Origin of the sequence: Xenorhabdus indica, from assembly GCF_014467235.1 — a bacterium.
Lineage (GTDB): Bacteria > Pseudomonadota > Gammaproteobacteria > Enterobacterales > Enterobacteriaceae > Xenorhabdus > Xenorhabdus indica.
Map to the genome: position 1 here is coordinate 18572 of NZ_NKHP01000006.1, position 26745 is coordinate 45316.

Annotated in this window: 23 protein-coding genes; 6 read left to right on the top strand and 17 right to left on the bottom strand. The window is 41.8% G+C overall.

Annotation, left to right across the window (positions count from 1 at the left end; genetic code table 11):
- The first annotated feature begins 367 nt into the window (after positions 1 to 367).
- The 3 genes from Xind_RS06465 (at position 368) to pcp (ending at position 2839) form a co-directional block, all read left to right on the top strand.
- Positions 368 to 1111 (top strand): DUF969 domain-containing protein, encoded by a 744-nt coding sequence (locus tag Xind_RS06465; protein WP_047678404.1) that lies wholly within the window; start codon positions 368 to 370, stop codon positions 1109 to 1111.
- Complete coding sequence (locus Xind_RS06470) at positions 1108 to 2127, top strand: DUF979 domain-containing protein (RefSeq protein ID WP_187649749.1); 1020 nt, start codon at positions 1108 to 1110, stop codon at positions 2125 to 2127. The genes Xind_RS06465 and Xind_RS06470 overlap by 4 nt, the downstream gene beginning before the upstream one ends.
- Before the next feature lie 64 nt (positions 2128 to 2191).
- Positions 2192 to 2839 carry a pyroglutamyl-peptidase I gene (pcp, locus tag Xind_RS06475; protein ID WP_187649695.1) on the top strand — a complete coding sequence of 216 codons (648 nt, stop codon included), beginning with the start codon at positions 2192 to 2194 and terminating at the stop codon, positions 2837 to 2839.
- A 71-nt stretch (positions 2840 to 2910) separates the two neighbouring features.
- On the opposite strand, the gene Xind_RS06480 is transcribed toward pcp, so the two are convergent.
- The 13 genes from Xind_RS06480 to queA all read right to left on the bottom strand — a co-directional run bounded on the left by Xind_RS06480 (position 2911) and on the right by queA (position 17447).
- A complete protein-coding gene (locus tag Xind_RS06480) occupies positions 2911 to 4131 on the bottom strand; it encodes an MFS transporter (protein WP_052189347.1) in 1221 nt (406 codons plus the stop codon).
- A complete protein-coding gene (locus Xind_RS06485) occupies positions 4070 to 6892 on the bottom strand; it encodes an aldehyde dehydrogenase family protein (RefSeq protein ID WP_187649696.1) in 2823 nt (940 codons plus the stop codon). Before Xind_RS06485 ends, Xind_RS06480 begins: the two co-directional genes overlap by 62 nt.
- A gap of 445 nt (positions 6893 to 7337) precedes the next feature.
- Positions 7338 to 7820: a phosphatidylglycerophosphatase A gene (gene pgpA / locus Xind_RS06490; RefSeq protein WP_187649697.1), complete on the bottom strand. Its 483-nt coding sequence runs from the start codon at positions 7818 to 7820 to the stop codon at positions 7338 to 7340.
- Positions 7813 to 8859, bottom strand: coding sequence for a thiamine-phosphate kinase (thiL, locus tag Xind_RS06495; protein WP_187649698.1), 1047 nt, complete (start codon positions 8857 to 8859; stop codon positions 7813 to 7815). Before thiL ends, pgpA begins: the two co-directional genes overlap by 8 nt.
- Before the next feature lie 101 nt (positions 8860 to 8960).
- Positions 8961 to 9377 carry a transcription antitermination factor NusB gene (gene nusB / locus Xind_RS06500; protein WP_047678391.1) on the bottom strand — a complete coding sequence of 139 codons (417 nt, stop codon included), beginning with the start codon at positions 9375 to 9377 and terminating at the stop codon, positions 8961 to 8963.
- 29 nt (positions 9378 to 9406) lie between these two features.
- Complete coding sequence (gene ribH / locus Xind_RS06505; RefSeq protein ID WP_047678388.1) at positions 9407 to 9877, bottom strand: 6,7-dimethyl-8-ribityllumazine synthase; 471 nt, start codon at positions 9875 to 9877, stop codon at positions 9407 to 9409.
- Between the two features lie 98 nt (positions 9878 to 9975).
- A complete protein-coding gene (gene ribD, locus Xind_RS06510) occupies positions 9976 to 11109 on the bottom strand; it encodes a bifunctional diaminohydroxyphosphoribosylaminopyrimidine deaminase/5-amino-6-(5-phosphoribosylamino)uracil reductase RibD (protein ID WP_047678385.1) in 1134 nt (377 codons plus the stop codon).
- A gap of 11 nt (positions 11110 to 11120) precedes the next feature.
- Positions 11121 to 11570 (bottom strand): transcriptional regulator NrdR, encoded by a 450-nt coding sequence (gene nrdR, locus Xind_RS06515; protein WP_038262912.1) that lies wholly within the window; start codon positions 11568 to 11570, stop codon positions 11121 to 11123.
- Between the two features lie 126 nt (positions 11571 to 11696).
- Complete coding sequence (secF, locus tag Xind_RS06520) at positions 11697 to 12665, bottom strand: protein translocase subunit SecF (RefSeq protein ID WP_047678379.1); 969 nt, start codon at positions 12663 to 12665, stop codon at positions 11697 to 11699.
- 10 nt (positions 12666 to 12675) lie between these two features.
- Positions 12676 to 14523, bottom strand: coding sequence for a protein translocase subunit SecD (gene secD / locus Xind_RS06525; RefSeq protein WP_072032472.1), 1848 nt, complete (start codon positions 14521 to 14523; stop codon positions 12676 to 12678).
- A 28-nt stretch (positions 14524 to 14551) separates the two neighbouring features.
- Positions 14552 to 14890 (bottom strand): preprotein translocase subunit YajC, encoded by a 339-nt coding sequence (yajC, locus tag Xind_RS06530; protein ID WP_047678376.1) that lies wholly within the window; start codon positions 14888 to 14890, stop codon positions 14552 to 14554.
- A 208-nt stretch (positions 14891 to 15098) separates the two neighbouring features.
- On the bottom strand, positions 15099 to 16223 hold the full coding sequence (gene tgt, locus Xind_RS06535; RefSeq protein ID WP_047678373.1) for a tRNA guanosine(34) transglycosylase Tgt: 1125 nt from the start codon (positions 16221 to 16223) through the stop codon (positions 15099 to 15101).
- Positions 16224 to 16337: 114 nt separating this feature from the next.
- Positions 16338 to 17447, bottom strand: coding sequence for a tRNA preQ1(34) S-adenosylmethionine ribosyltransferase-isomerase QueA (gene queA, locus Xind_RS06540; RefSeq protein ID WP_047678370.1), 1110 nt, complete (start codon positions 17445 to 17447; stop codon positions 16338 to 16340).
- Positions 17448 to 17553: 106 nt separating this feature from the next.
- Here queA and Xind_RS06545 point away from each other — a divergent pair, with 106 nt between their 5' ends.
- The 3 genes from Xind_RS06545 to ggt all read left to right on the top strand — a co-directional run bounded on the left by Xind_RS06545 (position 17554) and on the right by ggt (position 20921).
- The gene (locus tag Xind_RS06545; RefSeq protein WP_187649699.1) at positions 17554 to 18177 is read left to right on the top strand and encodes an acyl carrier protein phosphodiesterase; all 624 of its coding nucleotides are present in this window, start codon (positions 17554 to 17556) and stop codon (positions 18175 to 18177) included.
- 168 nt (positions 18178 to 18345) lie between these two features.
- Positions 18346 to 18948, top strand: a complete 603-nt coding sequence (locus Xind_RS06550) for a peroxiredoxin C (RefSeq protein WP_047678367.1) — start codon at positions 18346 to 18348, stop codon at positions 18946 to 18948.
- Between the two features lie 209 nt (positions 18949 to 19157).
- On the top strand, positions 19158 to 20921 hold the full coding sequence (gene ggt, locus Xind_RS06555; RefSeq protein WP_187649700.1) for a gamma-glutamyltransferase: 1764 nt from the start codon (positions 19158 to 19160) through the stop codon (positions 20919 to 20921).
- A gap of 387 nt (positions 20922 to 21308) precedes the next feature.
- On the opposite strand, the gene Xind_RS06560 is transcribed toward ggt, so the two are convergent.
- From Xind_RS06560 to phoR, 4 genes are all read right to left on the bottom strand, one after another.
- Positions 21309 to 21554 (bottom strand): type II toxin-antitoxin system Phd/YefM family antitoxin, encoded by a 246-nt coding sequence (locus Xind_RS06560; protein WP_187649701.1) that lies wholly within the window; start codon positions 21552 to 21554, stop codon positions 21309 to 21311.
- 90 nt (positions 21555 to 21644) lie between these two features.
- Complete coding sequence (gene brnQ, locus Xind_RS06565; RefSeq protein WP_047678359.1) at positions 21645 to 22985, bottom strand: branched-chain amino acid transport system II carrier protein; 1341 nt, start codon at positions 22983 to 22985, stop codon at positions 21645 to 21647.
- A gap of 667 nt (positions 22986 to 23652) precedes the next feature.
- A complete protein-coding gene (gene brnQ / locus Xind_RS06570) occupies positions 23653 to 24987 on the bottom strand; it encodes a branched-chain amino acid transport system II carrier protein (RefSeq protein ID WP_187649702.1) in 1335 nt (444 codons plus the stop codon).
- Positions 24988 to 25360: 373 nt separating this feature from the next.
- A complete protein-coding gene (gene phoR / locus Xind_RS06575) occupies positions 25361 to 26680 on the bottom strand; it encodes a phosphate regulon sensor histidine kinase PhoR (RefSeq protein ID WP_187649703.1) in 1320 nt (439 codons plus the stop codon).
- Between the last annotated feature and the right edge of the window lie 65 nt (positions 26681 to 26745).

Here is a 26745-nt window from a genome sequence, read left to right on the forward strand (position 1 = left end):
TCAAATAATGGCAATACTCACAACAGAATGTCCGTGTAATGTCACGGATATTAATCTTAGCGAGGATTACCGTTATTCCCCCCCAAATATTTTTATAAAGAATATATTTCTTCTGCTATTTAGGATCTTTTCTGCCAACCAGACGCTTTACCTCTTGCCAGCTAGCAAAATAGCGCCATTAAATAAACTATTTTTCAACCAACAAGTGATCTGCATTCCATTTTTGCAATCTGATGCAAATTTGCATTGATCATTCTTTGATCGCAACCTATTTATTGTTCAACAATTTAAAACGATAAGACAACAATTTATGCGATTTAAACCAACAATAGAACAACACTTCATTTATCCAAAGGGGAAGTAAACGATGCAGTACACTGTCAATTTCTGGCCCTTAATCGGGATCGCAGTCATCATAGTCGGTTTTATTCTGAGGCTTAACCCTGTCTTGATTGTAACAATTGCAGGGCTGGTTACTGGGTTAGCCGCCGGGATGCCAATCCTCGATATTCTGGAAAAACTCGGCTCTGGGTTTCTTAATACACTGAATCTATCTCTGACTATTTTACTGCCCTTAGTTATCATTGGCCTGCTGGAAAGACATGGGTTAAAAGAACAAGCCCAACGTACAATTGCCCATATCAAGAGCGCCACCACAGGACGTCTATTGATCATCTATTTATTTATACGTGAAACCTCTGCTGCTCTGGGATTAACCAGTCTGGGCGGGCATCCACAAATGGTTCGTCCACTGTTGGCACCTATGGCAGAAGGAGCTGCCGAGAATCAATACGGTGATTTGCCTGACCATGTCCGTTACCGGATCCGTGCTATGTCCGCTGCAACGGATAATACGGGATTATTTTTCGGTGAAGATATCTTTGTCGCATTCGGTGCCATTATCTTTATGCACAATTTTATGCTGAACTCTGCAGGCATCCAGACTGAACCTCTGCATATCGCCATGTGGGGCATTCCGACCGCTATTTGTGCTTTTTTAATCCATTCAACTAGGCTATATCGCCTTGATAATCGGCTGGCCAAAGAAATTGCTTCCCTGAATCATGCACCTTTAAACCCGATAAAGCAGGCCAGTAAGGAGGCAAGATAATGCTTCAATTACAGTATCTCTATTATTTAGCGGGTATTATCTTACTTATTATTACTGTGATGTCCTGGCGCGATAAAGCCAATCCCCGTCGCTTGACTACTGGTCTGTTTTGGGGACTTTATGGCTTTATTTTTCTATTGGGAGACTGGAGCTACCGTCTGTTAGAGATCTGGATCAGCGACGAAACTCATGCGACAAGAACTGTTCATATCGGAGTAGGAATTCTGGTGGTTGTAATGGCTTTGCTAGCTGGATTTGGGGGAGTACATTTAGGTAATTACCACCAGTCTACACCAAAACAGCGGCAGGAAAGTGCAGATCGTCTTGGCAATCGCTTATTTTTACCCGCTCTGCTTATTCCCGTTATCACTATGATTAGCGTTCTGCTGTTCAATCATGTCCCAGGATTAGAACAAGCAATTTTCGGCGAAGGTAATCATACAACGTTGATTACACTGTTTTCTATTAGCCTTGGCTGCCTGATCGCATTGGTCATCGCCATATATATCACCCACGAAAAAATCATGCAGCCTATGCAAGAAACTCGCCGATTGTTGGACTCTATCGGCTGTGTGTTCATTTTACCGCAAATTTTGGCAACTCTCGGATTACTGTTTACTGCCGCAGGAGTGGGCACGATTATTTCCCATCTGACGGAGAGTTATCTGGCTGTCGATAACCGATTTATCGCTGCAATGGCTTATGTATTTTGCATGGCGTTACTGACCATGATCATGGGAAATGCTTTTGCTGCTTTTCCCATTGTGACAGCGGGGATTGGTATTCCTATTCTGATTTTGCAACATGGAGGCAATCCGGCAGTGATGGCAGCAATCGGGATGTTTTCCGGTTATTGTGGTACGTTGATGACACCAATGGCAGCAAATTTTAATCTCGTCCCTGCCGCGCTATTGGAGTTACCTGATCGAAATGCCGTTATTAAGGCGCAAATTCCTACGGGATGTATCTTGCTGATTACCAATGTATTTTTACTCTATTTTCTGATGTTCATATAAAAAAATCAGTGATAAACACATTAGTTATAAATACATATTTATAAAATAACGACAGGAAACAGCTATGAAAACAATTTTAATCACTGGTTTTGAGCCTTTTGGGAACGAAATCATCAATCCTTCATGGGAAGCAATAAAACCACTGCAAGGCAACCAAGTTGCCGATGCAAATATTGAAACTCAACAACTCTCCTGTATTTTTGATACTTCACTGGAACAGCTTTACGCCGCCATTGATAAACATCAGCCGGAAATGGTGATTTCCGTTGGGCTGGCAGGAGGCAGGCCAAATATCAGCGTAGAGCGGGTTGCAATCAATATCAACGATGCCAGAATTGCTGATAATGCAGGTAAACAGCCAATTGATACCCCGGTTATTACCGGAGGCCCTGCGGCTTATTTCTCCAGCCTCCCTATCAAAGCAATGGTCAATAAACTGAAGGCAGCAGGTATTCCAGCTTCTGTCTCTCAAACAGCCGGTACTTTTGTCTGTAACCATGTGATGTATGGCTTATTACATTATCTGTCACATAAATACCCTGCTGTTCGTGGAGGATTTATCCATGTTCCTTATTTACCGCAACAAGCAGCAGAGCATACAGAGATGCCAAGTATGTCTCTGGAAACAATGACTATCGCATTGAAAATAGCTATTGAGATAGCCTGGAAAAATAAATCGGATATTGTTGTGGCAGGTGGTACAACTCATTAAGTTTGCCACTACGTTGTATGCCCTCTATTTCAAGCTGCAGCTTTGATTGGCTGCACCTTGAGGCTTATAAGCTATACAGACTTTTTAGGGATCAAGTGTGAAGATATAAACATTAATCCGACCAGAACAAGGACAATAATAAACCCTTTTTCGTTAAATATATCCATTGAAATACCCGTCATTAAAGGTCCCATAAGACTGCCAATGCTCCAAATAATGCCAAATAGAGAATTTATAGTAATTAGTGTCTGGCCTGAATATTTTTTCCCTGCTCTCACTAATGATAAGGTATAAATCCCGCCACCGAATGCTCCCATGATGATAATATCAAGCCATAAAAATATAGAATTTACAGTAAATGGTAATGCTAATAAGGTAAGAATAAAAACCACTCCACAAATAATATGCATCCTTTGATGATTAGTTTTATCTGCAAGCCACCCTATAGGAACTTGAAAAATTGCATCACCAAGAAAAATTACTGTTATCAGGGTAATGGTGACTTTTTCTTGAATTCCCAATGAAAAACCATATAGTGGAAACATGGATAATGTCGCTGCATCAAAAAACGAAAAACAAAAAACACCAATCATAAGACAGGGCGCAGACATAATTAATGGCAAGGCAGAATATTTTATTTCTTGATTTTTTTCTGTCTGTTGTGATAAGGATGCTGAAGGATTTATTAAAATAATTACAATACAAACAATGGAGAATAAGCTCAGTAATGTTGCAGGAATAAGTGAGATAATACCAACGATAGAAATCAATAATGGCCCCAGTAATTGACATCCGGTAAATACTGAAGTGTATAATCCCATCAATGTTCCTTTATAGTTATCACTAGCATTATCGCTGATCCAGGATTCTCCGACCACCACAATGATGCCACAAGCAAACCCCATCAAGAATCGGGGAATAGCAAGATAATATACTTGGTTTATGTAAGTGGAAAATAAAGTAGAAACGGCAAGTAATAATAAAACAAAAATCAATAAATTATTTAATTTAAATAAACGAGTCAATATTGGAATAATCATAGAAGAAATCAGCATTCCCACCGCAGGTAATGCTGACACTATACCCAAAGTCGTTGAAGCGTGATTTTGTCCTGCCAGCTTTAAACTGACCATTGGCAATGTATATCCCATTGCTAATCCTACGAGAGATGCTCCCAATATAATAGATACCATATATGATTTATTAATGCTGGCAGTCATTTTTACTTTTTTACCTGTTGTACGGTTCAACCAAATACTGATATATATCCCTTTGCGGCAATGTACTTCCATTAATTCTATTACCATCATACCAAAGGCATGATGCAGCGGGTCCTTGTCCACCATATGGAAGATAACCATGTTCCTCCAAATGTAAATCAGTATTATGGAGAATACTATCCGGTAAGTGTAACTTTTTGCTTAATTCATAGTTAATATAATCGCTTGTACCAAATAAAGAAATGTACATAGCATTAGCAGAGTAACTTGGATGAGAAAAATAATCTATTAATTCTTGATCTAGCTGATATCTTTGCAAAAAGAAAACAGGAGCAAAAAACTCTTTGTAATTACCGCCTAAAACGAGAGGTTTTTCAAATACAGTCGGTTTTATCATACCGTTTATAGGATTTATTTCTCCACCATAGGTACAATAACTTCTGTTCATTTTAAATATTGATGCAATCTTTATACTGTGATCAATATCACTGTTAGGGCCTACTATATTTTCATAATCAGAATAAGGACCTACTTTATCTTCAATTCCTTTCAAACTAAAAATTAATTTATCCTTAAACACATTATATATATCATTGTGTACCAATATAGAATTGGGACCGGCACAATCTTGCCCTTGATTATAGAGCACAACTCGTTTGGCACTTTCGATAGCTAAATCTATATCCGCATCCTTTGATACAATAAGAGGATTATGTCCTGCCCCATTTAAGATAAACAATGTGTTTTTTCTAAAATGTTTGCGAACTTTAATTGCATTCTCTGGTGTACCGGTAAAAATAACAGCATCGGTTATTTTTACTCTTTTACTTAAAAATAACTCTTTATCTTCATAGGAAACTGAAAATGATTCAGATATTTTCGATAGATCAATAACCTTTTCAAATTTTTTATAATGGGGATGCATCGCTGTAGGTGGACGAATACAAATATTTTCAGCCATAAGAGAAGGTATAAAACCAAAACACACAGAAGCATAAATTGGTTGGTTCAGAGGAAGAAATGATGTAATGCCGTAGACTTTCTTTTGAAAAAATTTTTCATTTTTTTCAATATTTTCTAAAAGATCTACTGCGCGATAAATCTCATCTTCAGTGACGATTTTACATTGGTATTCAGAAAAAGCGTCAATTAGGGAGCTTGTCTGTTTTTTCAACTCATGAGATAAAACATTACATTTTTCCCTAATTTGATGAAAATTAATTTCACCGAATAATTTTGTCATATGTGGTTTTTCATCCTTATACAAATTTCTTACAATAGATGATTCTGTTTTTATCGCACCACTTTCTTTTGTTTCATTTTCTTTTTTTATTTTTTGTGGATTATCAAAACATTCAATTATTTCTTTTATATCATTTACTGCTATCCATGTCTTTATTCTTGGGCCACAGATATCACCAAATAATCCCCTATAAAGTAAATTCCATATTTGTGGTTTATCCTTTTCTGGGAAATGATTTTCGTAGGTATCAAATATAAGTTTTATTATATCTTCCTTACAAAAGTATTTTCCTGATTTTATCGACTCTGTGATAACAGAAAAATACTGCTTCTCTTTGTTTGTTGTTAACCCTCTGTTATCATTTTTATTGGTTTTTAAGTAATAATTATAGCTAATTGTTAGTTCATTTTCCGATATAATTTCCCCATCTCTTTTATATAAATCAAGAAATTTTCTTGCTGATGCAAGGCTGGTTGGCTTTGATGCTTTTAATATCCTGGATATCTTTAAAAAAGATAAGCGTTTTTTATTTTTGCTCAAAATATTTACTTGATCATTCAATCCAGGAAACTGTTCTATATAAAATCTAGTGGCTTTTTTAGGATCTTTTGATAAATAAATTTGAATGGCGTCTTGTGTAAGGAGATTTCTGACATCACTCAGAGAGAAGCCATTACCTTTTGATTTAGATATTTTTTCCCCAGAAGAGTCAAGAAAAAGTCCATATTTGTAAAAACGTGGAGTAGGTTTATGTAATGCACTAAAAATCTGACGAGCAACAACTGCTGAACCAGTCAGGTCTTCTCCATGCATTTCAAAATGAATATTTCTATGCAGCAAACGCATGCTCCAGTCAGCTTTCCATTGGAGTTTAGATTTGCCATTTAATATTGAAATTGTTTGCTCTTGATCTAATATTTCATCCTGATAAAGCTCTCGAAGTTCTACACCATATTCATACCCAGGTTTATTCACTATTTCTTCTGAAGGTATATAATAGGTTATCTCTCCATCATCTGGATTTACATTTGTTATGACAATATGCTCAAGTACTTTCCCTGTTTTTTCAGAAATAGGCATTATGATGTTATATGTTCTCTGCCTTAAATAACCTGTAGACCCTTTGCATATCTGATTGATAATTGAAAAATTTCTCAGAAATACTTTAATTGTATCGTTATAGTCTCCATTACTATAAGCCAGAGAATTATTTATTATATTGCAATCTATATCATACTCTTTGACAAATTCCAATAATCGTTTTTCCGCCATCTCTGAGAATGAAGAGTATACGCCGAATGGGTCTGGAACTTTATTTACTGGCAGACCTAAATAACTTTTTAACTTTTCTGAACTAGGTACATTAGTTGGTATTTTTCTGAACGGGTCAAAATCGTCTGAAATAAGATAAAAATTAACTTTTCTACCCAATTTGTTGAGTTCTTTTTTTACTAAATTGGTACGAATTATTTCACAAAGTGTTCCTATATGAGGAATTCCTGTTGGACCAAATCCAGCACCAATATTGATTTCCTTTCCGTAGGGAATTGTATCATGTATTTCTGATGCTTCCGTAACATACCATTTCATAAATAATCAACTCCTATACGAATGATTATATATTTTTTGCAACGGATATAAACTAGATTAAAAATATGATTATTTCATTATCAAACCATTTTCGATGAAAATAAATATAACAAAATTTAATAAGGTTGTTGTGGTTTGGATTCAACTGAAAAAAATAATACGCCTATGATTTTTGAAGTCAACGAGTTATTTGTCTTTTATTATTGTTATTTTATAAGATAGTTTATTTTTTGATAACCTGATTCGAATGAAAATTAAGAACATAAAAAGATTTAAGAAATAATTTCTAAGAAATAAAATAACAACAAATTATATTTAACAGAATTGATAATTCCTAACATCCTTCAACTAAAGAATAAGACAAATGTTAGAAGTAAATTAGCCACTGCACACAGTGGCTAATCAATTAGTTATCACTACACTAAAAATGGAAGGTTCAGAAAGGTCATAGTTGATAAAAATTCAGCAACCAGATAACAATCACGGCAAAAATCGCTGCGATAATATCATCCAGCATAATACCAACCCCACCTTTGACGTAACGGTCAAACCAGCGAATCGGCCACGGTTTCCACATATCGAAAATGCGGAATATCACAAAAGCCACTAAAACCCATTGCCAGTTGAGGACAGGGATCGCCATTAATGTGATCCACATTCCGATGAATTCATCCCAGACCACACACCCCGGATCTTCAACCTGCATAGCATCGGCTGCTTTCTGACAAATAACACAGCCAATAATTGTGCCGAACAGAATAGCCAGCCAGATCCCCCATTGAGGTAACTGTACTAACAATAACCAAAATGGGATAGCAGCGACTGAGCCCATAGTGCCCGGAATAACCGGCGATAAACCACTGCCGAATCCGGTAGCCAGCAAGTGCCACGGATTGCTCATCCTCAAACGGCGTTTTGCATCATCCATGAGTTCCCTCCGTTTGATCATTCTCTTCACGCTCTGATGTCTGGCAATCTTCTACCGGCTTTTTCTCGGTTTTAAAATGGTCGAATCCTTTCAGATCCAGTTTGATCTCTTCATTATTGTTAAAATAGCGAATACCTTCTGATTCTGGTCTGATCTGCCCGATACAGCAGAAACTGGCTCCTGTATGTGCCAAAGCCATATTTAATGCACCACGGTTCAGTTCAGGCACAGTAAAGCACAACTCGTAATCTTCACCACCACTTAATGCCAAACTTAATGCCTGCTCTGGCGGGACATATTTCTGCATCGCCTCAGAATAAGGCAGTGCATCCAGATTAATACGCGCACCACATTGGCTGGCAGTCAGAATATGGTTCAGATCGGAAATCAAGCCATCGGATAAATCGATAGCAGAAGAGGCTAAATCACGCAATGCCTGCCCCTGCAAGACCCGAGGCTGTGGACGGAGATGACGCTTGAGAAGCCAGTTTTGGACGGCTGTCTCTTCGATTGTCAGGCGATCCTGCAATAAGGCAAGCCCCGCTGCACTATCACCCAAAGTTCCGGTCACATAAATCCAATCACCGTTTTTGGCACCGGTACGACGTAATGCTCTGCCAGCCGGAACCAGACCATGTACAGTCAGAGTCAAACTCATCGGACCTTTGGTCGTATCTCCACCAATTAACTGCATTCCGTAATAGTTCAGTTGTTCAAACAGACTATCACTAAACCGCTTTAACCAATCCTCATTGATAGCCGGCAAAGTCAGCGCCAACGATGCCCAGGCAGGATCTGCTCCTACCGCAGCCAAATCGCTGATATTGACAGCCAGAGCCTTATACGCCAGATCTTCCGGTGCAATATCAGGAAGAAAATGAATACCAGAAACCAACGTATCTGTTGTCACTGCCAGCTCTTGCTTTTCTGCAACGGTCATCAGCGCACAATCATCACCAATCCCTAGATTCACATCACGTCGGCGGATAACATGGCGATTGAAATAACGTGCAATGAGGTCAAATTCACCACATGCCATAATAGAATTCCAAAAAGTGACTGACGATGTGTACATAAGGCCGGGGAAACCGGCCTTATGTTTAAAATCATCGAGTTATAATAGGGGCTATTGGCAAGCAATCACTTTTTTTTACGTGCTACCGGGCCAGCTTTGTCCAATACCCCATTCACGAATTTATGACTATCTTCGGCACCAAATGTTTTTGCCAATTCGATACCTTCATTAATAGCCACTTTGTAGGGAACATCATCACGAAAGCTTAGTTCAAACATCGCAACGCGCAAGATGGCTTTTTCCACCTGACCTAACTCTTCAAGCTGGCGGGAAAGATACGGAGCCATCAAGGCATCCAATTTTGCAGCATTCACCGCGACCCCGGACAATAATTCACGGAAATAGGTGACATCAACACCGGTTACATCCTGCTCTGACAGAAACTGCAATTCAACATCAGCGATGCTGTTTTTGGATAATTGCCATGAATAAATTGCCTGAACAGCACACTCACGAGCACGACGACGAGCAGCAGGTTTCACAAAATTCCCCTTAATTAAAACTAAAAAACTTAAGCCTTGATGGCTTTAATTACATTAATCATTTCCAATGCAGTCAAGGCAGCTTCTGCTCCTTTATTGCCCGCTTTAGTACCCGCACGTTCAATCGCCTGTTCAATATTTTCGGTTGTCAGAACACCAAACGTGACAGGAATGTCGCTGGACATTGCCACACTGGACAAGCCAGAGCTACACTCACCGGCAACATATTCGAAGTGAGCCGTACCGCCACGGATAACAGTACCCAAAGCAATAACCGCATCATACTTTTCGGATTCAGCCAGTGCCTTAACTGTCAACGGCAGCTCATAAGCTCCCGGAACCCATACTACGGTGATATTGTCTGAAGAAACCTGACCGATGCGTTCCAGCGCATCCACGGCCCCTTCCAGCAGGCTGTCATTAATGAAGTTGTTAAAGCGGGCAATCGCAATCGCAATGCGTGCTTCAGGAGCTGCAACAACACCTTTGATTATGTTCATAGCCTTCCTTATATCTTATTAACATCCGCAGGGGCGCGGATCTTATCATATTCTTTTTCTCTGCGTCTTGATTTATGTTCAAAGTTAAATCAGAGCACTTAGCACGGTCGTAAACGAAGACGCACATCAGGCCCAACCTGTTGTACATCCAGCAACGTAAATTCTGGCGCATCCGATAATTTTTGTAGTTCAGGGATAGCAAACAACCCACGGGCGCTGCTCCCCAATACTTTGGGAGCGATATAGAGGATCAGCTCATCCACCAAGCCCAAAGACAACAAAGCACCTGCCAGCGTTGGCCCACATTCAGCCCAGACCGAATTTATCTGACGTTTACCAAGCTGCATCATCAGCAGAACTAAATCAACACCAGCGCCGTGTGCCGGCAACATTATCCTTTCAACAACTCGCTCAATATCTTCAGGCCAGCACTGTTCATCTTTATCAGAATCTGCCGAGTCAGTGTGCACTAACCAACATTGCCCTGATGGCTGAACAACTTGATGGTGTGGCATCACACGGTTTTGACTATCCACAATAATACGGATCGGTTGACGCAAAAGTTCTTGAGGATAAACAGACTGAGTTTCTGCATCCAGTTCATTCCAGCGAACCGTCAGTGAAGGATCATCTGCTAACACCGTCGCGCTGGAACTCAGGATAGCACTGCACTGTGCCCGCAATTTCTGTACATCCTGCCGTGCTTCCGATGAAGTAATCCACTTACTTTCACCCGATGCCAATGCAGTACGCCCATCCAATGAGGCTCCCAGTTTTAATTGCAGATAAGGAAATCCGGTGCGCATACGCTTGAGAAATCCTTTATTCAGTATTTCGGCCTGTTCCATCATTAAACCATGTTCAACCGCAATACCTGCCTGCTGCAATTTATATAAACCACGTCCTGCAACTTGTGGATTAGGATCCTGCATAGCCACCACAACACGACTTATACCTGCGGCAATCAAAGCATCAGCACAAGGAGGAGTTTTACCATGGTGGCTGCATGGCTCAAGGGTAACATAGGCCGTTGCACCTTTTGCCTTGTCACCAGCCATGTGAAGAGCATGAACTTCTGCGTGAGGTTCACCCGCACGTAAATGAAAACCTTCCCCTATTATTTGGTCATCTTTGACAATGACACAACCCACGTTCGGGTTCGGGGATGTCGTAAAACGCCCCTGATACGCCAGTTCCAGCGCCCGGGACATATAAGTTTCATCAAGAGTCATAGTGATGGCCTTTAATCTTGTAGTCTGGCGATCTCTTCACCAAATTCCCGAATGTCTTCAAAACTACGGTAAACAGATGCGAAACGGATATAAGCCACTTTATCGAGTTTTTTCAGCGCATCCATCACAAAATTGCCGATCATTTTAGACGGAATTTCACGCTCTCCCGTAGCCCGGACCTGTGACTTAATGTGGCTAATCGCCATTTCCACATCATCAGAGCTGACAGGGCGCTTTTCCAGTGCCTTCTGCATGCCACGACGCAATTTTTCTTCGTCGAAAGGCTCCCGCATATCATCACTTTTTATAACTCTTGGCATTACCAGTTCTGCAATTTCAAACGTGGTGAATCGTTCATGACATTCGAGACACTGACGGCGGCGGCGCACTTGTGAGCCATCTCCTACCAAACGGGAATCAATAACTTTAGTATCAACGGCTGCGCAAAATGGGCAATGCATATTGTTTCCTGACAGTTAACCGAACAGATAGACAGTTTACCTTGAAGTGATAATGAAAAACACCCTGTCAGTAAGTACTCACAGGGTGTTTGAACAAGACAAACTATGTCATCACAGAAAAAATGATTAAGGAAGAATGGAAGGTTGATCTGCCCCTTCTTTCTCCACTTTCTGCACAACAATATGTTCGCGCTTCATACCGAGTTTCAGTGCCAGTGCAGATGCAACATAGATAGAAGATGCTGTACCGATGGAAACTCCGATTAACATCGCCAGTGAAAAGCCTTTCAGCATTTCGCCACCGAAGATATAAAGCATCAGCACCACCAGTAATGTTGTTGCTGAAGTCATAATCGTACGGCTCAGAGTCTGAGTCAGAGAAACGTTTACGATTTCATATGACGTACCACGACGTATCTTACGGAAGTTCTCACGAATACGATCCGAGACAACAATACTATCGTTCAATGAATAACCGATAACGGACATCAACGATGCCACGATAGTCAGGTCAATTTCAATGTGGAATAACGACAATATACCTAATGTAATGATAACGTCATGAGCAAGCGCAATAACAGCCCCTAACGCCAGACGCCATTCGAAGCGAAATCCAACATAAATCAGGATACAGATCAGTGCCACCAATAGCGCCATTGCCCCGGTTTGCGCTAACTCGCTTCCTACACTTGGGCCAACAAATTCAACTCGCTTAACAACCGCATCTTTATCAATCTCTGCGTTGATGACCGAGATAATTTTATTGCCTAGCTCCTGACCGGCATTACCCGTCACTGGCGGCATACGAACCATGACGTCACGGCTGCTGCCAAAGTTTTGCAGAAGTGGATCTGCAAAACCATTTTTCGTCAGGCTCTCACGCATTTTATCCAGATCAGCCGGTTTACTCAGGTTAATCTCAATTACCGTACCTCCGGTAAAATCAAGCCCCCAGTTAAACCCGCGAGTTGCTATCATTACGATAGAAGCAACCAACAGCAGAAATGAAACAGTAAAGGCAACGTTGTCCCAGCGCATAAAGTCGATGACTTTACGCCCATAGTTTAATTGTTCAACAGAGTAATCCTGTGCCACAACGTGCTCCTTAAATTGATAGCTTATTGATACGCTTACCACCATATAATAGGTTCACGATTGCGCGTGTTCCTATAATGGCAGTGAACATTGACGTCGCTACACCGATGCTGGTTGTGATCGCAAACCCTTTGATAGAACCCGTTCCTACTGCATACAAGATAATGGCGGTAATCAGCGTCGTCAGGTTGGCATCAATGATACTGGAAAATGCCCCCTTATAACCTTCATGGATAGCTTGCTGTATGCTCCGCCCGTTACGCAATTCTTCTTTGATTCGTTCGTTTATCAAAACGTTCGCATCCACCGCAACAGCCAAAGTCAATACGATACCTGCAATACCCGGCATCGTCAGTGTCGCCCCCGGTAACAAGGACATAATCCCGACGATCAAGACCAAGTTTGCCAACAGCGCACTACTCGCTATCAAGCCAAATTTACGATAGTAAATCACCATGAACAGTACAGAAGAAATCAATCCCCACAAACAAGCTTCAAGCCCTTGCTCAATATTCTGCATACCAAGAGTTGGCCCAATTGTGCGCTCTTCCACAATCTGGATTGGCGCAATCAGAGCACCTGCACGCAGCAATAATGCCAATTGGCGCGCTTCATTCGGGTTATTAATCCCGGTAATACGGAAATTATTACCCAAACGGGACTGAATAGTTGCGATGTTGATAACTTCTTCGTGCTTAGCCAGAATTGCCCGGCCATTAGCGTCTTTCTTACCGCTGTCTTTGTACTCCACAAACAGCGTTGCCATAGGCTTCTGTAGGTTATCTTTGGTGAAGTTAGACATCGCAGTACCACCGGCACTGTCCAGTGAGATATTAACCTGAGGATACCCGTTCTCATCAGTCCCCGATGTTGAATCAGTAATATGATCACCGGTCAAGATAACACGCTTGTACAGCACAGCAGGACTACCATCACGGGTATATTTCAGTTCTGAATCACCCGGAATACGGCCTGATGCAACAGCGCTTTGGTCAACGTTGGTATTTACCAAACGGAATTCCAGCGTTGCAGTTGCCCCAAGAATTTCCTTCGCACGGGCAGTATCCTGAATGCCCGGTAATTCAACGACAATACGGTCAGCACCTTGACGTTGTACCAAAGGTTCAGCAACACCCAGTTGGTTAACACGGTTACGCAGGATAGTGATGTTCTGCTGTACAGCATAGGAACGAGCTTCACGCAAACGTTCATCACTCATGACCGCTTTCAAGGTACTGTTAGCGCCTGTCGAAAACACCAGGTCGCGATGGCGGGGTACAAGATAGCTTTCTGCTTTAGAGCGGGCATCATTATCACGGAAACGAATTTCTACACCGTAATTCTCCGCCTTGCGGATAGTGGAATAAGCAATGCCTTGGTCGCGCAGTTCAGAACGCAGACTATCAATATTCTGTTCCTGAAGTTTACTCATGGCAGTGTCCATATCCACTTCCATCAGGAAGTGGACCCCTCCGCGCAGGTCTAAGCCTAACTTCATCGGCTCAGCGCCAATTGTGTTTAGCCAGATTGGGGTCGCAGGCGCAAGATTTAATGCCACAACATACTGTTCACCCAATGCAGAAACTAAAGCTTCACGAGCACGGAGCTGAATATCCTGGCTATTGAAACGAGCAAGAATTGCCCCATTTTCCAGTGCAATGGATTTGCTCTTGATCTGTTCTTTATCTAAAACATTACGGACCTGGTCCAGCGTTTTTTCACTGGCGGCGATACCTCGCGCACCAGTGATTTGCACAGCCGGATCCTCACCATAAAGGTTGGGAAGTGCGTAAAGCAGACCGATGAGGATCGCAGCGATCAGCATCAGATACTTCCACAAAGGATAACGGTTCAACACGGCAGTTCCCTTCGGGAAAATCGGAAAATTAAATAGCCTTCATTGTACCTTTCGGCAAAATGGCAGCGACGAAATCACGTTTGACAGTTATTTCTGTGGTGTCATTCAGGGCAATTACGATGTAGCCAGTTTCAGACACCTTAGAGACACGACCAACCAAACCACCAGAAGTCAGTACTTCATCTCCTTTGGAGATGGAATCCATCAGTTTTTTATGTTCTTTGGTGCGTTTTTGTTGCGGACGCAGAATCATGAAATAGAAAATCAAACCGAAAACAACCAGCATGATAATCAGAGAATATGGGTTTCCCTGAGCTTGCGCTGGCGCACCAGCAGCTGCCGCAGCTTCAGAAATAAAAAAACTCATCAAATATCCCTCATTGTTATCGAAAACATCATTTGCGAAGCATGTATTTTAAAAAATAGTTTCCAAAAACAAGTTTCAAAAAGTGGTTTCCGAAAAATGGTTTGCGAAAAAATGGTTCTCGAAAAATTTGCCATCGAAAATCGATAATGGCTCGATCAAAAACCAGCCCAATATGCTACACACATTGAGGCTGGTTAGTCACGCCAAATTATACATTTAACGGTGGAACGGGTTTACCGATCCGCTGATAAAACTCTTCAACAAACTGTTCCAGTTTGCCCTCTTCAATGGCTTTACGGATCCCGGCCATCAAGCGTTGATAATACCTTAGATTATGTATTGTATTCAGCCTTGCACCAAGAATTTCGTTACAGCGATCAAGATGATGCAGATACGCACGGCTATAATTTCGGCAAGTATAGCAATCACAATGTTCATCTAATGGAGATGTATCTTCTTTATGTTTCGCATTGCGGATCTTGATCACACCTTCTGTCACAAAAAGATGACCATTTCGGGCATTACGAGTTGGCATAACGCAGTCAAACATATCAATACCGCGACGAACACCTTCAACCAAATCTTCTGGTTTACCAACTCCCATCAAATAGCGTGGCTTATCTTGTGGAATTTGCGGGCAAACATGTTCTAAAATGCGATGCATGTCTTCTTTTGGCTCACCCACAGCTAAACCACCCACCGCGTAACCGTCAAAGCCAATTTCCACCAACCCTTTGATAGAAACATCACGCAAGTCTTCATAAACACTGCCCTGAATGATACCAAACAACGCATTTTTATTGCCTAGCTCATCAAAACGCTGGCGACTGCGTGCTGCCCAGCGCAATGACATTTCCATAGAGCGTTTGGCATAATCCCAATCCGCAGGGTATGGTGTACATTCATCAAAAATCATGACGATATCGGAACCCAGATCATATTGAATTTCCATCGATTTTTCCGGGCTGAGGAAAACGGGCGTTCCATTGATAGGATTGCGGAAATGCACGCCTTCTTCCTTGATTTTACGCATTGCCCCAAGACTGAAAACCTGAAAACCGCCAGAATCAGTCAGGATCGGGCCTTGCCACTGCATAAAATCATGCAGATCGCCATGCAGCTTCATGATTTCCTGGCCAGGACGTAACCATAAATGGAAAGTATTTCCCAACAGGATTTGAGCTCCCGTCTCTTTAACCTCTTCCGGTGTCATGCCTTTGACTGTGCCGTAAGTTCCCACAGGCATAAACGCTGGTGTTTCCACTACGCCCCGATCAAAAATCAGGCGGCCACGGCGGGCGTGCCCATCCATCTTTTGTAACTCAAATTTCACTTAACCTCCAGACATCAGAAAAACAGTCTGATGTGATATTTAAAAATTATTCAAACCAGCGGAGCTGGAGTGACGAAATTTTTTCTTTTGCTACTATTTTTTTGAAGCCATAGTTTATTTCTTTTGAGGCCATCGCTCTTTTGCAGCCAGAGAATTACGATTAATAAACATCGCATCACCATAACTAAAGAAACGATATTTCTCAGCTACCGCTGCTTTGTAGGCATCCATGGTATTTTTATAACCCGCAAATGCAGAAACCAGCATAATTAATGTAGATTCCGGTAAATGGAAATTAGTAATCAGTGCATCAACAACCTGATATTCAAATCCTGGGTAGATAAAGATTTGGGTATCATCGAAAAATGGAGCAATAAGACCATCCCGATAAACACGGGCTGCACTTTCCAACGAACGAACTGACGTTGTTCCCACTGCCACCACTTTATTGCCACGCGCTTTGCACGCCAGTACAGCATCAACAACGTTCTGCGGTACTTCTGCATATTCGGCGTGCATAACATGATCTTCGATTGCCTCTACACGTACAGGTTGAAAAGTTCCTGCCCCCACATGCAGGGTGACAAAAGCCATTTCTATGCCTTTTTCACGCAAGGCAGTCAAAAGTGGCTCATCAAAGTGCAACCCGGCGGTTGGTGCAGCAACCGCGCCCGGACGTTCATTGTATACCGTTTGATATAATTCCCGATCGGCCTCTTCATCAGGGCGAGCAATGTAAGGCGGTAACGGCATATGACCGATTTCATCTAAAATGGTCAGTACATCCCGTTCGTCATCAAAACGAATTTCAAATAACGCATCGTGGCGTGCCAACATTGTCGCTTTAATGCCGTTATTTGCCCCAAAGGCATTCTCACCAAGTGCTTTATCCTCACCAAGGATCAACTCTGCACCTTCTTTTGGTGCTTTAGATGCACGAACGTGAGCAAGTACTCGCTTGTTATCCAACATCCTTTCTACTAAAACTTCCAATTTGCCACCTGTTGCCTTACGACCAAACAAGCGAGCAGGAATAACTCGGGTATTATTGAAAACTAACAAATCTCCCGCGTCCAATTTATCCAGCACATCAGTAAAAATGCCGTGTGTCAGCTCACCTGTTTCCCCGTTAAGGGAGAGCAAGCGGCAGCCACTGCGCTGTGATTGGGGATAATGAGCAATTAGCTCTTCTGGCAGTTCAAATGTAAAATCAGCGACACGCATTTTATCTGTATCATTCAAAAAAACAGACGGACTAGTCTAGTGCTGCACAGACAATGGTGCAAGAAAGAAGCATATTAGTTTCACTATTTACGCTATACTCTTCCCCATGAATTTTCTCGCACACCTGCATTTGGCAGCATTATCCGAAAGCTCTTTACTGGGTAATTTAATGGCAGATTTTGTCCGTGGTTCCCCAGAAGGCTTATTCAGCGCCGATATTGTATCGGGTATTCGTCTGCACCGCAGAATAGACAGCCTGACAGATAATCATCCTTTGGTCATTGAAGCCCGAACGTTATTCCGTAGTGAATATCGGCGTGTAGCACCTATAACTCTTGATATCACCTGGGATCATTTTTTATCCCGACACTGGAATAAACTTGAAAAAAATTACTCTTTACCGGAATTTGTTCACCTTGCCCACCACCAAATAAAGCCCCATCTCGGTTCCACTCCTGAAAAATTTCAGGAATTGAACCAATATCTCTGGTCACAAAATTTGTTGATCCGTTACGCTGATCTGACATGTATTGCTAATGTCCTGCAAAGTATGGCAAGGAGACGACCGAAATTATCAGCACTGGCGGGATCGTACCAAGATGTTGAAAATCATTACTCTGATTTTGAGGCACTATTTTGGCAGTTTTACCCTCAAATGATGGTCTTAGCCGCAGAAAAGCGCTTACTGGAACAGAAAATTTCTCCGGAACCTTGCACTTTTACCAAATAGCTTTATCTTATTGTAGGCGAAAAGGAATTAAAAATAGATTATTAATAGGTAGAACCTATTATATCAATTGGTATTTTATCCTTTATTGCTATAACCTAATTCCTTATGCTGTAGCCCGTTTCCACAAATACCTAAGGGTAGAATTTTTTAAAATCACAGGAGTCAATTATGGTTTTAGTAACCCGCCAAGCCCCTGACTTTACAGCTGCTGCGGTTCTCGGTAACGGTGAGATCGTTGATAACTTCAACCTGAAAAAACATCTGAATGGTCGTCCAGCCGTTATCTTCTTCTGGCCAATGGACTTCACTTTCGTTTGTCCATCAGAGCTGATTGCTTTCGATCACCGTTATGAAGAATTCCAAAAACGCGGTTTTGAAGTTATCGGTGTTTCTTTCGACTCTGAATTCGTTCACAACGCATGGCGCAAGACCCCAATCAACGAAGGCGGTATCGGCGAAGTCAAATACCCAATGGTTGCTGACATCAAACGTGACATCATGAAAGCATACGGTATTGAGCACCCAGAAGCGGGGGTTGCTTTACGTGGCTCTTTCCTGATCGATAAAAATGGGGTTGTTCGTCATCAGGTTGTTAACGATCTGCCACTGGGCCGAAACATTGACGAAATGCTGCGTATGGTTGATGCACTGCAATTCCACGAAGAACACGGCGAAGTTTGTCCTGCACAGTGGGCCAAAGGTCAAGAAGGTATGGGCGCTTCCCCAGAAGGCGTAGCTAAGTACCTGACCAAAAATGCTGACAAACTGTAATCTCCGTCAGTATTCAATCCGTTAATAGCTTCACATTGTTAACGGAGCCTTCAAACCAGCCGTACTATCGGCTGGTTTTTTTGACAGACGCCCAAAAATTCACCTTCCCAAAATCCCAGGTTTTCTATAAGGTAACATCACAAATAATTAACAAAAACCTTATAATTTTCTAGGGCTTTTATTCAACAACCCGAAGATAAGGAGCAAAAATGCTCAAGACATGGAAAATCCCGCTCATCGCTATCTCGTTATTCGTATCCTCTACTCTTTATGCTGCTACCGAACTTGCTGTTGAAGCCAAACAAGGCATGGTAGTCAGTGCACAACATCTGGCATCACAAGTTGGTATTGATATCCTCAAAATGGGGGGCAATGCTATTGATGCTGCGGTTGCTGTGGGCTATGCAGAAGCTGTGGTCAATCCCTGCTGCGGGAATATCGGTGGAGGGGGTTTTATGACCATCCATCTGGCAGATGGTACAGATACTTTCATTAATTTTCGTGAAACAGCACCAGCGGCTGCCAGTGCCAATATGTATCTGGATAAAGAAGGTAATGTTATTAAAGGTGCCAGCTTATATGGTTATAAAGCCATCGGTGTGCCCGGCACAGTTATGGGACTGGATACCGCACTGCAAAAATACGGTACGTTAACCCGGGAGCAAGTCATGGCACCGGCAATCAAGCTGGCACGTGAAGGTTATATCCTGACCCGTGGTGATACGGATATTATGGACACCACTGTCAAACGCTTTGCTCAAGATCCAGAAACTGCCCGCATCTTCCTGCGCAAAGATGGAACGCCTTTCCAGCCAGGAGACAGACTGGTTCAAACTGATTTAGCCAACACGCTGGAGATGATTGCCAAACAAGGGCCAGATGCCTTTTATCACGGTAAAATTCCACAAATCATTGAGGAAACCTCAAAGAAATCTGGAGGGATCATTACAGCGACTGATTTTGCCAATTACACTATCACCGAAACCACACCAGTCACCTGTAGCTATCGCGGATATAAATTTATCTCTTCCCCTCCTCCCAGCTCCGGTGGCGTCACACTGTGCGAAATACTGAACATTGTCGAAGGTTACGATCTCAAATCCATGGGATTCAACTCTGCCGCCTATATCCATACATTGACGGAAGCCATGCGCCACGCCTACATAGACAGAAATACTTACCTTGGTGATCCTGCGTTTATCAAAAATCCGCTTGATCGTCTATTAAGTAAAAGCTATGCAGAATCTATCAGAAAAGAGATACAGCCAAACAAAGCAACTCCGTCAAAACAGGTTCAACCGGGTATTGGCCCACACGAAAAACCAGAAACAACCCACTATTCTGTCGTAGATAAAGATGGTAACGCAGTATCAACAACCTATACCATTAATGGGCGCTTTGGTGCTGTTGTCATCGCCCCTGGTACTGGCTTTTTCCTGAACGATGAAATGGATGACTTTACCACTAAGGTTGGGGAAAAGAATATGTATGGATTAGTTCAAGGAGCAACCAACTCCATCGCCCCTGGTAAGCGCCCACTATCATCCATGAGTCCGACACTCGTGACTAAAGATAATAAAATTTTTCTGGTCCTGGGCTCTCCGGGTGGTTCAAGGATTATCTCTATCACCTTACAGGCTGCTTTGAATATCATTGAGTTTGGTATGCCCCCGCAAGAAGCAGTTAACAGTCCGCGCATTCATCATCAATGGCTGCCAGATGAAGTCTATTATGAACAACGTGGCCTTTCGAAAGACACCTTAAATTTACTGAAAAAAATGGGGTACAAAATGGTAGAGCAGACTCCATGGGGCGCAACTGAATTAATCATGATAGGTTTACCGGGTGCTGCTGGTGTTTCTCCAGCCAATTCATCAGGCAATGATTCCTTCGTCTCAGGCAAAGTTCGCGAAGGATATATCTATGGTGCCAATGATGTACGCCGACCTGCTGGCGCAGCTATTGGCTACTAATGATTAGCAACTATATCTTATGGATTTCAAGATGCAGCCAACAAAGATGTAACTTGAAAGACGACGGGTATAAATAAGAACAGCTAAACAATAAATTATTTTAGGGGCAATGAACGCCCCTAAAATAACAAATGAACTTCAATCAGATTGCGACCAATTTAAATAGCCAAATGATTCGTACTCATTTTGGCTATCTGTTAGGGATTACGGTAATGTAATCACTGACAAAATCTATCAACTTGCTTTTAATGATTACCTCCCATATAGACGCCGCACTAAAACAAAGGGTTTTGCCAGTATCTTCCAGAAGATCAATAATATCAGTTTTCAGTTTTTCCGGTTCATATGCCATAAACAACAAGATGTTGGTATCTAACAGCACTTCCATTAAGAATATTTTCCTTCGAACATATCAATAAGTTCTGCGCTGTTCATATCGTCAAAATTAGCGGGAATACTACCTTTGCCTTTCAGGAAACCTAATTTTTGCTTAGGCTTCTCTTCTCTGTATGCGACGACTTTAACCAGTGCATGACCATCTTTGGCGATCACCACGGGTTCTCCAGTGCGAGCAACTTTCTGAACAATTTTGGACAGGTTGGTTTTCGCATTGTAGATGTTAACTTTTCCCATAACATCACTTCATGATGTACACATTTTGAGCATATTTGTTTTTATTAATCTAGCCAATTAGGCTAGACCAATTTATGGATTTATCGACTGTCAAAGCTGCTCCTGTTGAACTTCATGCTTTGGGATTTTTGTCGAGCCTACGGCGCGATCGTAAATAGCAAACACCATGACAGACAACAGAGTCGGCATTAACCATGCCAGCCCTTGCTCTGCCAATGGCAAATATTCTGCCCATGTTGGTAATAAGTGAACCAGATACTCAGACGCTTTAACCGCATCCAGGATCCCAAATGCCAGGCTAACCAGCATAGCGGGAGCCAAAATACGGGTGAAATTATTCCACCAACGTTTTGTAAAACTCAATAATATCAATGCAATACAAGGCGGATAAATTGCCGTAAGCACCGGAATTGAAAATGCAATCAGATGGCTCAAACCCAAATTAGAAACCAGCATAGAGAACAACCCCAGGCTCAGAACTAGAGAACGATAAGAGAGCGGCAGATAACGGCTGAAAAACTCAGCACAAGCACAGGTCAAACCGACTGCTGTTCCTATACAGGCAAGGAAAATCAATACCGCCAGTAAGAAGCTCCCATAATTTCCAAAAGTATTCTGAACATAAACATGCAGGATCTCTGCACCATTTTTAGCTGTTGGTATTAACGTTCCACTCGCCTCCCCCAATTTGAACAAAGAGAGGTAAACCAGAGTCAGACAAAGCCCTGCAATCAAACCCGCATACATAGCGTAACGGGTCAACAATATAGAAGACTCCACTCCTCTGGAACGCGCAGCATTAACGATAACAATGCCGAATACCATTGCCCCCAGTGTATCCATAGTTAAATATCCATTCACAAAACCATTTGAGAATGGGATTTCCTGATAAGTATTAGAGGCAGGGATAGGGCTACCAGCAGGCCACAATAATGTCGCAATACCCAGGATAGCCAGCGCCAGCATTTTGACAGGAGCCAGTATACGTCCGATATTATCCAGTAATCTCCCCGGATAAAGTGCAATGAGGATCACCAGTAGGAAATAGATGACGCTATAAATAAAAAGCGGAAGCTTACCGTCTCCTGTCAGCGGCGCAATACCCACTTCAAAAGAAACCGTTGCAGTTCTTGGTGTTGCAAACAGCGGCCCAACAGCCAGATAACAGACAGTCGCCAGTACTAAGCCCGCCATTTTACCGATAGGAGAACTCAACGTTTCAATTCCGCCCCCTGCTTTCGCCAGAGCAATAACGGTGATGACTGGTAGGCCTACCGCAGTAATCAAGAAACCAGCAGCAGCAATCCAAACATGCTCACCCGCCTGCAAACCAACCATAGGCGGAAAAATAATATTTCCCGCTCCAACAAACAAGGCAAAGGTCATAAAACCTAATGCCAAAATATCTTTAGATGATAAACGATATGCCATAGTGATTGATAATAAATTATTGTTAAATATGAAATAGTAAATGCTATATATTTAGTTACGCATGTAAATAAAGTAACTATTGCAATTACTGAAATTTTCATTGGTGAGACTAAATTCTTACTTTAATGCGGGGAGCGTTTTATATTCAATGATACCCGTAAGATAAAAAATGATAGTAACAACTAGAATCGCCAATAACAGACCATAAGTAAAGCTTTTATATCGCCAAAAGACAAGTAGCAAACCAAAATGCAGAATAATATCCTAAACTAATTTTTAAAAATAGTGATTATTATTATCTATAATTGAATGCATAATATATGATTTGCATTTTTTATTCATTTTCATCAATAACCCTTAAATTTACCCACCAAGCATCTTCTAATAATTATTGAGTTCAACAGAAAATTTATTAGTTATAATCTATATAGCTTTTCAAAATGACAGGACTATTCCTTACCTCGCACGATGTGTGGGGTAAGGAAACACCACATGCCAATATTCTCACTATTATGAAAAGATATATAGTGGAATTTAGTTTTATATTTATTGATAGATATTATTATTATTTTATAGGAAAGACAGAGCCAACAGGTATCAAAGCGGCATTGATTTATGCCGCCCGAATTATTTTCTTACAGAAGAATTAATGAGTTGTATATCAGCCTTATCCCTGCTGGATTTCATGCTTTGGAAGTTTGCTTTCTCCCGCAATGCGATCATAAATAGCAAATACTACCACTGACAACAGCGTCGGTATTAACCATGCCAGCCCTTGATTTGCTAATGGCAAATGAGTTGCCCATTTAGGCAGTAAGTGTGATAAATACTCAGATGATTTCATGGCATCCAAAACCCCAAACATCAGGCTGACCAACATAGCAGGAGCCAGAATACGGGTGAAGTTATTCCACCAACGAATAGTAAAACTTAATAATATCAGTGCGATACAAGGCGGATAAATTGCTGTGAGCACCGGAATTGAAAATGTAATCAGATGGCTCAAACCCAAATTGGAAACCAGCATGGAGAACAACCCCAGGCTTAGAACCAATGTGCGATAAGAGAGCGGCAGATAACGGCTGAAGAACTCAGCACAAGCGCAGGTTAAGCCTATTGCAGTTACCATACAGGCTATGAAGATCAATACCGCAAGAAAAAAGCTTCCATAGTTACCAAAAACACTCTGAACATAAGCATGCAGGATAGTCGCACCATTGTCAGCTTTTGGTACTAGTATGCCGCTGCCTTCCCCCAATTTGAACAAAGAGAGGTAAACCAGAGCCAGACAAAGCCCTGCAATCAAACCAGCCCACATAGTATAGCGGGTCAACAATGAAGAAGATTCCACCCCTCTGGAACGCGCAGCATTAACAATAACAATGCCAAATACCATTGCGCCAAGGGTATCCATGGTTAAATACCCATTCACAAAACCATTTGAAAACGGAATTTCCTGATAAGTCTCAATAGCAGGAATAGAATGGCCCGCTGGCCATAACACAGCGGCAACGCCCAGAATTACCAATGCCAGTATTTTGATTGGTGCCAACACATGTCCAACGCTATCCAGTAATTTGCCCGGATAAAGTGAGACCAAAACCACCAGTAAGAAATAGATTATGCTGTAAATGAAAAGCGGAAGTTCTCCGGAGCCTACCAACGGAGCAATACCTACTTCAAAAGAAACTGTCGCAGTTCTCGGTGTTGCAAACAGCGGGCCAACAGCCAGATAACAGACAGTCGCCAGTATTAAACCCGCAGTCCTACCGATAGGGGAACTCAGTGCTTCAATCCCGCCACCTACTTTCGCCAAAGCAATAACGGTAATGACAGGTAGACCTACAGCAGTAAGCAAAAAACCAGCGGCAGCGACCCAAACATGCTCACCCGCCTGCAAGCCAACCATAGGTGGAAAAATGATATTTCCCGCACCAACGAACAGAGCAAAAGTCATAAAGCCTAATGCCCAAATATCCTTAGATGATAAACGGTATGTCATAATGATTGTTAACTTATTGTTACTGAAAGAATTGCATATGCAATAGTTACTATTACAAATACTTGAATTTTCACTGGCGAAACAGGATCCTGGTTTAACAGTCAGTGATAAGTATCATATTTCCTGATACTCGCAAGACACAGAATGGTAGTGGTAAGAACAGCTAGAATCGCCAACAACTGCCTCCAAGTAAAACTTTTATAGCGCTAAAAGGCAAGTAACAAACCAAAAAGCAGAGTAATATCTCAAACTAATTTTTAAAACTAGTGATTATTATCATCTATCATTGAATACACACTATATGATTTGCACTTTTTTTATTCACTTTGATTAATAAATCATTTTTTTGCCCGTGTTATTACCATTAATTACATTAACCTTTTGATTTTTTAATCAGTTTACCTATATCAGAGACAACAAGCGGCTGAGGCAACAAGAAACTAAATGTGGAACCCTTGCCTACAGTGCTTGAAATATCGAGATGTGTATTGTAATGAAGCAAAGCATGTTTCACGATCGCCAACCCCAACCCACTTCCACCTGTTTGTCGTGAACGAGCACGATTAACCCGATAAAAACGCTCAGTCAGGCGCGGTAAATGTTCTTGGCTGATCCCTTGACCATTATCTTCGACTTTGAACAGTGCTCCCTGAGAGAATCTAGACCAACTAACTACAATGCGAGTACCTTCCACTGTGTGGTTAATCGCATTGTAAACAAGGTTCGACATTGCACTTCTCAGTTGTTCTTCATTCCCGAAAACCCGTAGTTTTTCATCGATATCAAACGCAATATCATACCGTTTATCTGCCAGTGTCAGCATTTCTTGCTGCAATAAAGCCAACATAGCAGGCACATCAACAATATCATGCATATCCACCTGCGATCCGATTTCAATTCTGGAGAGATGCAATAGTTGTGTAACCAGACCATCCATTCTTCGGATCTGCTCCTGCATTATCCCGATCGCTTTCTGGTTTGTTTCTCTACTCAGCTCCTGATCCTGCATCATTTCCAGATAACCTTGCAGTACTGTTAATGGTGTTCTCAACTCATGACTGGCATTGGCAAAAAAATCGCGTCGGAAATTTTCCAATCGCCGCTTTTGTGTAATATCACGGGCGATCATCAATAGTAGCCCTTCTGCATATGGCATTAACTGGAATTCCACCAAATGACTATTATTTAATTCGATAGAAAGAGGGTAAGTAAAATCGCCCGCAGTCATATAACGACTGAAATCAGGATAGCGAAGCAAATTAAAAATAGGCTGCCCATTATCCTCAGGCCAGCGGAATCCTAATAAATGTTGAGCTAAGCGATTACACCAGAAAATATTACCTTCCACTGTCATCATCACCAGCGCATCCGGTAATGATTCCGCCCCACTACGGAACCGTTTTATCAGTAATGCCAACTCCCGACGACGCTTACGGTTACGTTGCTGCAACTGATAAATGCCATAAAATATGGGTTCCCAACCACCACGACCTGAAGGAGGCAACATACTGCGATCCAGCCAAAGCCAGTCTGATAATTTCAGCAAGTTGTAACCATGCCATACCAGAGCCAGCAATAATGCAACCACCAGCAACCACGCCAACTGACCAATAAAGAAAGATAAAATGATCGCAGGCAGACAAAAAACAAACAGACCCAGTACTAACTGCTTCCAGGATAACCGCTCCAGCACGTGATTCTCTCCGGCATGAAATTAAATGCTTATCATAATTATTTGTTTTACTTAACTTTTTACCT

Bases quoted from the DNA above. Each gene is read 5' to 3' on its own strand.
- nrdR (WP_038262912.1), bottom strand. From the start codon at position 11,570: ATGCATTGCCCATTTTGCGCAGCCGTTGATACTAAAGTTATTGATTCC.
- Xind_RS06550 (WP_047678367.1), top strand. From the start codon at position 18,346: ATGGTTTTAGTAACCCGCCAAGCCCCTGACTTTACAGCTGCTGCGGTT.
- yajC (WP_047678376.1), bottom strand. From the start codon at position 14,890: ATGAGTTTTTTTATTTCTGAAGCTGCGGCAGCTGCTGGTGCGCCAGCG.
- Xind_RS06480 (WP_052189347.1), bottom strand. From the start codon at position 4,131: ATGGAAGTACATTGCCGCAAAGGGATATATATCAGTATTTGGTTGAAC.
- pcp (WP_187649695.1), top strand. From the start codon at position 2,192: ATGAAAACAATTTTAATCACTGGTTTTGAGCCTTTTGGGAACGAAATC.
- queA (WP_047678370.1), bottom strand. From the start codon at position 17,447: ATGCGTGTCGCTGATTTTACATTTGAACTGCCAGAAGAGCTAATTGCT.
- ribD (WP_047678385.1), bottom strand. From the start codon at position 11,109: ATGACTCTTGATGAAACTTATATGTCCCGGGCGCTGGAACTGGCGTAT.
- Xind_RS06560 (WP_187649701.1), bottom strand. From the start codon at position 21,554: ATGGGAAAAGTTAACATCTACAATGCGAAAACCAACCTGTCCAAAATT.
- ribH (WP_047678388.1), bottom strand. From the start codon at position 9,877: ATGAACATAATCAAAGGTGTTGTTGCAGCTCCTGAAGCACGCATTGCG.
- pgpA (WP_187649697.1), bottom strand. From the start codon at position 7,820: ATGGATGATGCAAAACGCCGTTTGAGGATGAGCAATCCGTGGCACTTG.
- brnQ (WP_047678359.1), bottom strand. From the start codon at position 22,985: ATGGCATATCGTTTATCATCTAAAGATATTTTGGCATTAGGTTTTATG.
- Xind_RS06545 (WP_187649699.1), top strand. From the start codon at position 17,554: ATGAATTTTCTCGCACACCTGCATTTGGCAGCATTATCCGAAAGCTCT.
- Xind_RS06485 (WP_187649696.1), bottom strand. From the start codon at position 6,892: ATGAAATGGTATGTTACGGAAGCATCAGAAATACATGATACAATTCCC.
- ggt (WP_187649700.1), top strand. From the start codon at position 19,158: ATGCTCAAGACATGGAAAATCCCGCTCATCGCTATCTCGTTATTCGTA.
- brnQ (WP_187649702.1), bottom strand. From the start codon at position 24,987: ATGACATACCGTTTATCATCTAAGGATATTTGGGCATTAGGCTTTATG.
- Xind_RS06465 (WP_047678404.1), top strand. From the start codon at position 368: ATGCAGTACACTGTCAATTTCTGGCCCTTAATCGGGATCGCAGTCATC.
- thiL (WP_187649698.1), bottom strand. From the start codon at position 8,859: ATGGCATGTGGTGAATTTGACCTCATTGCACGTTATTTCAATCGCCAT.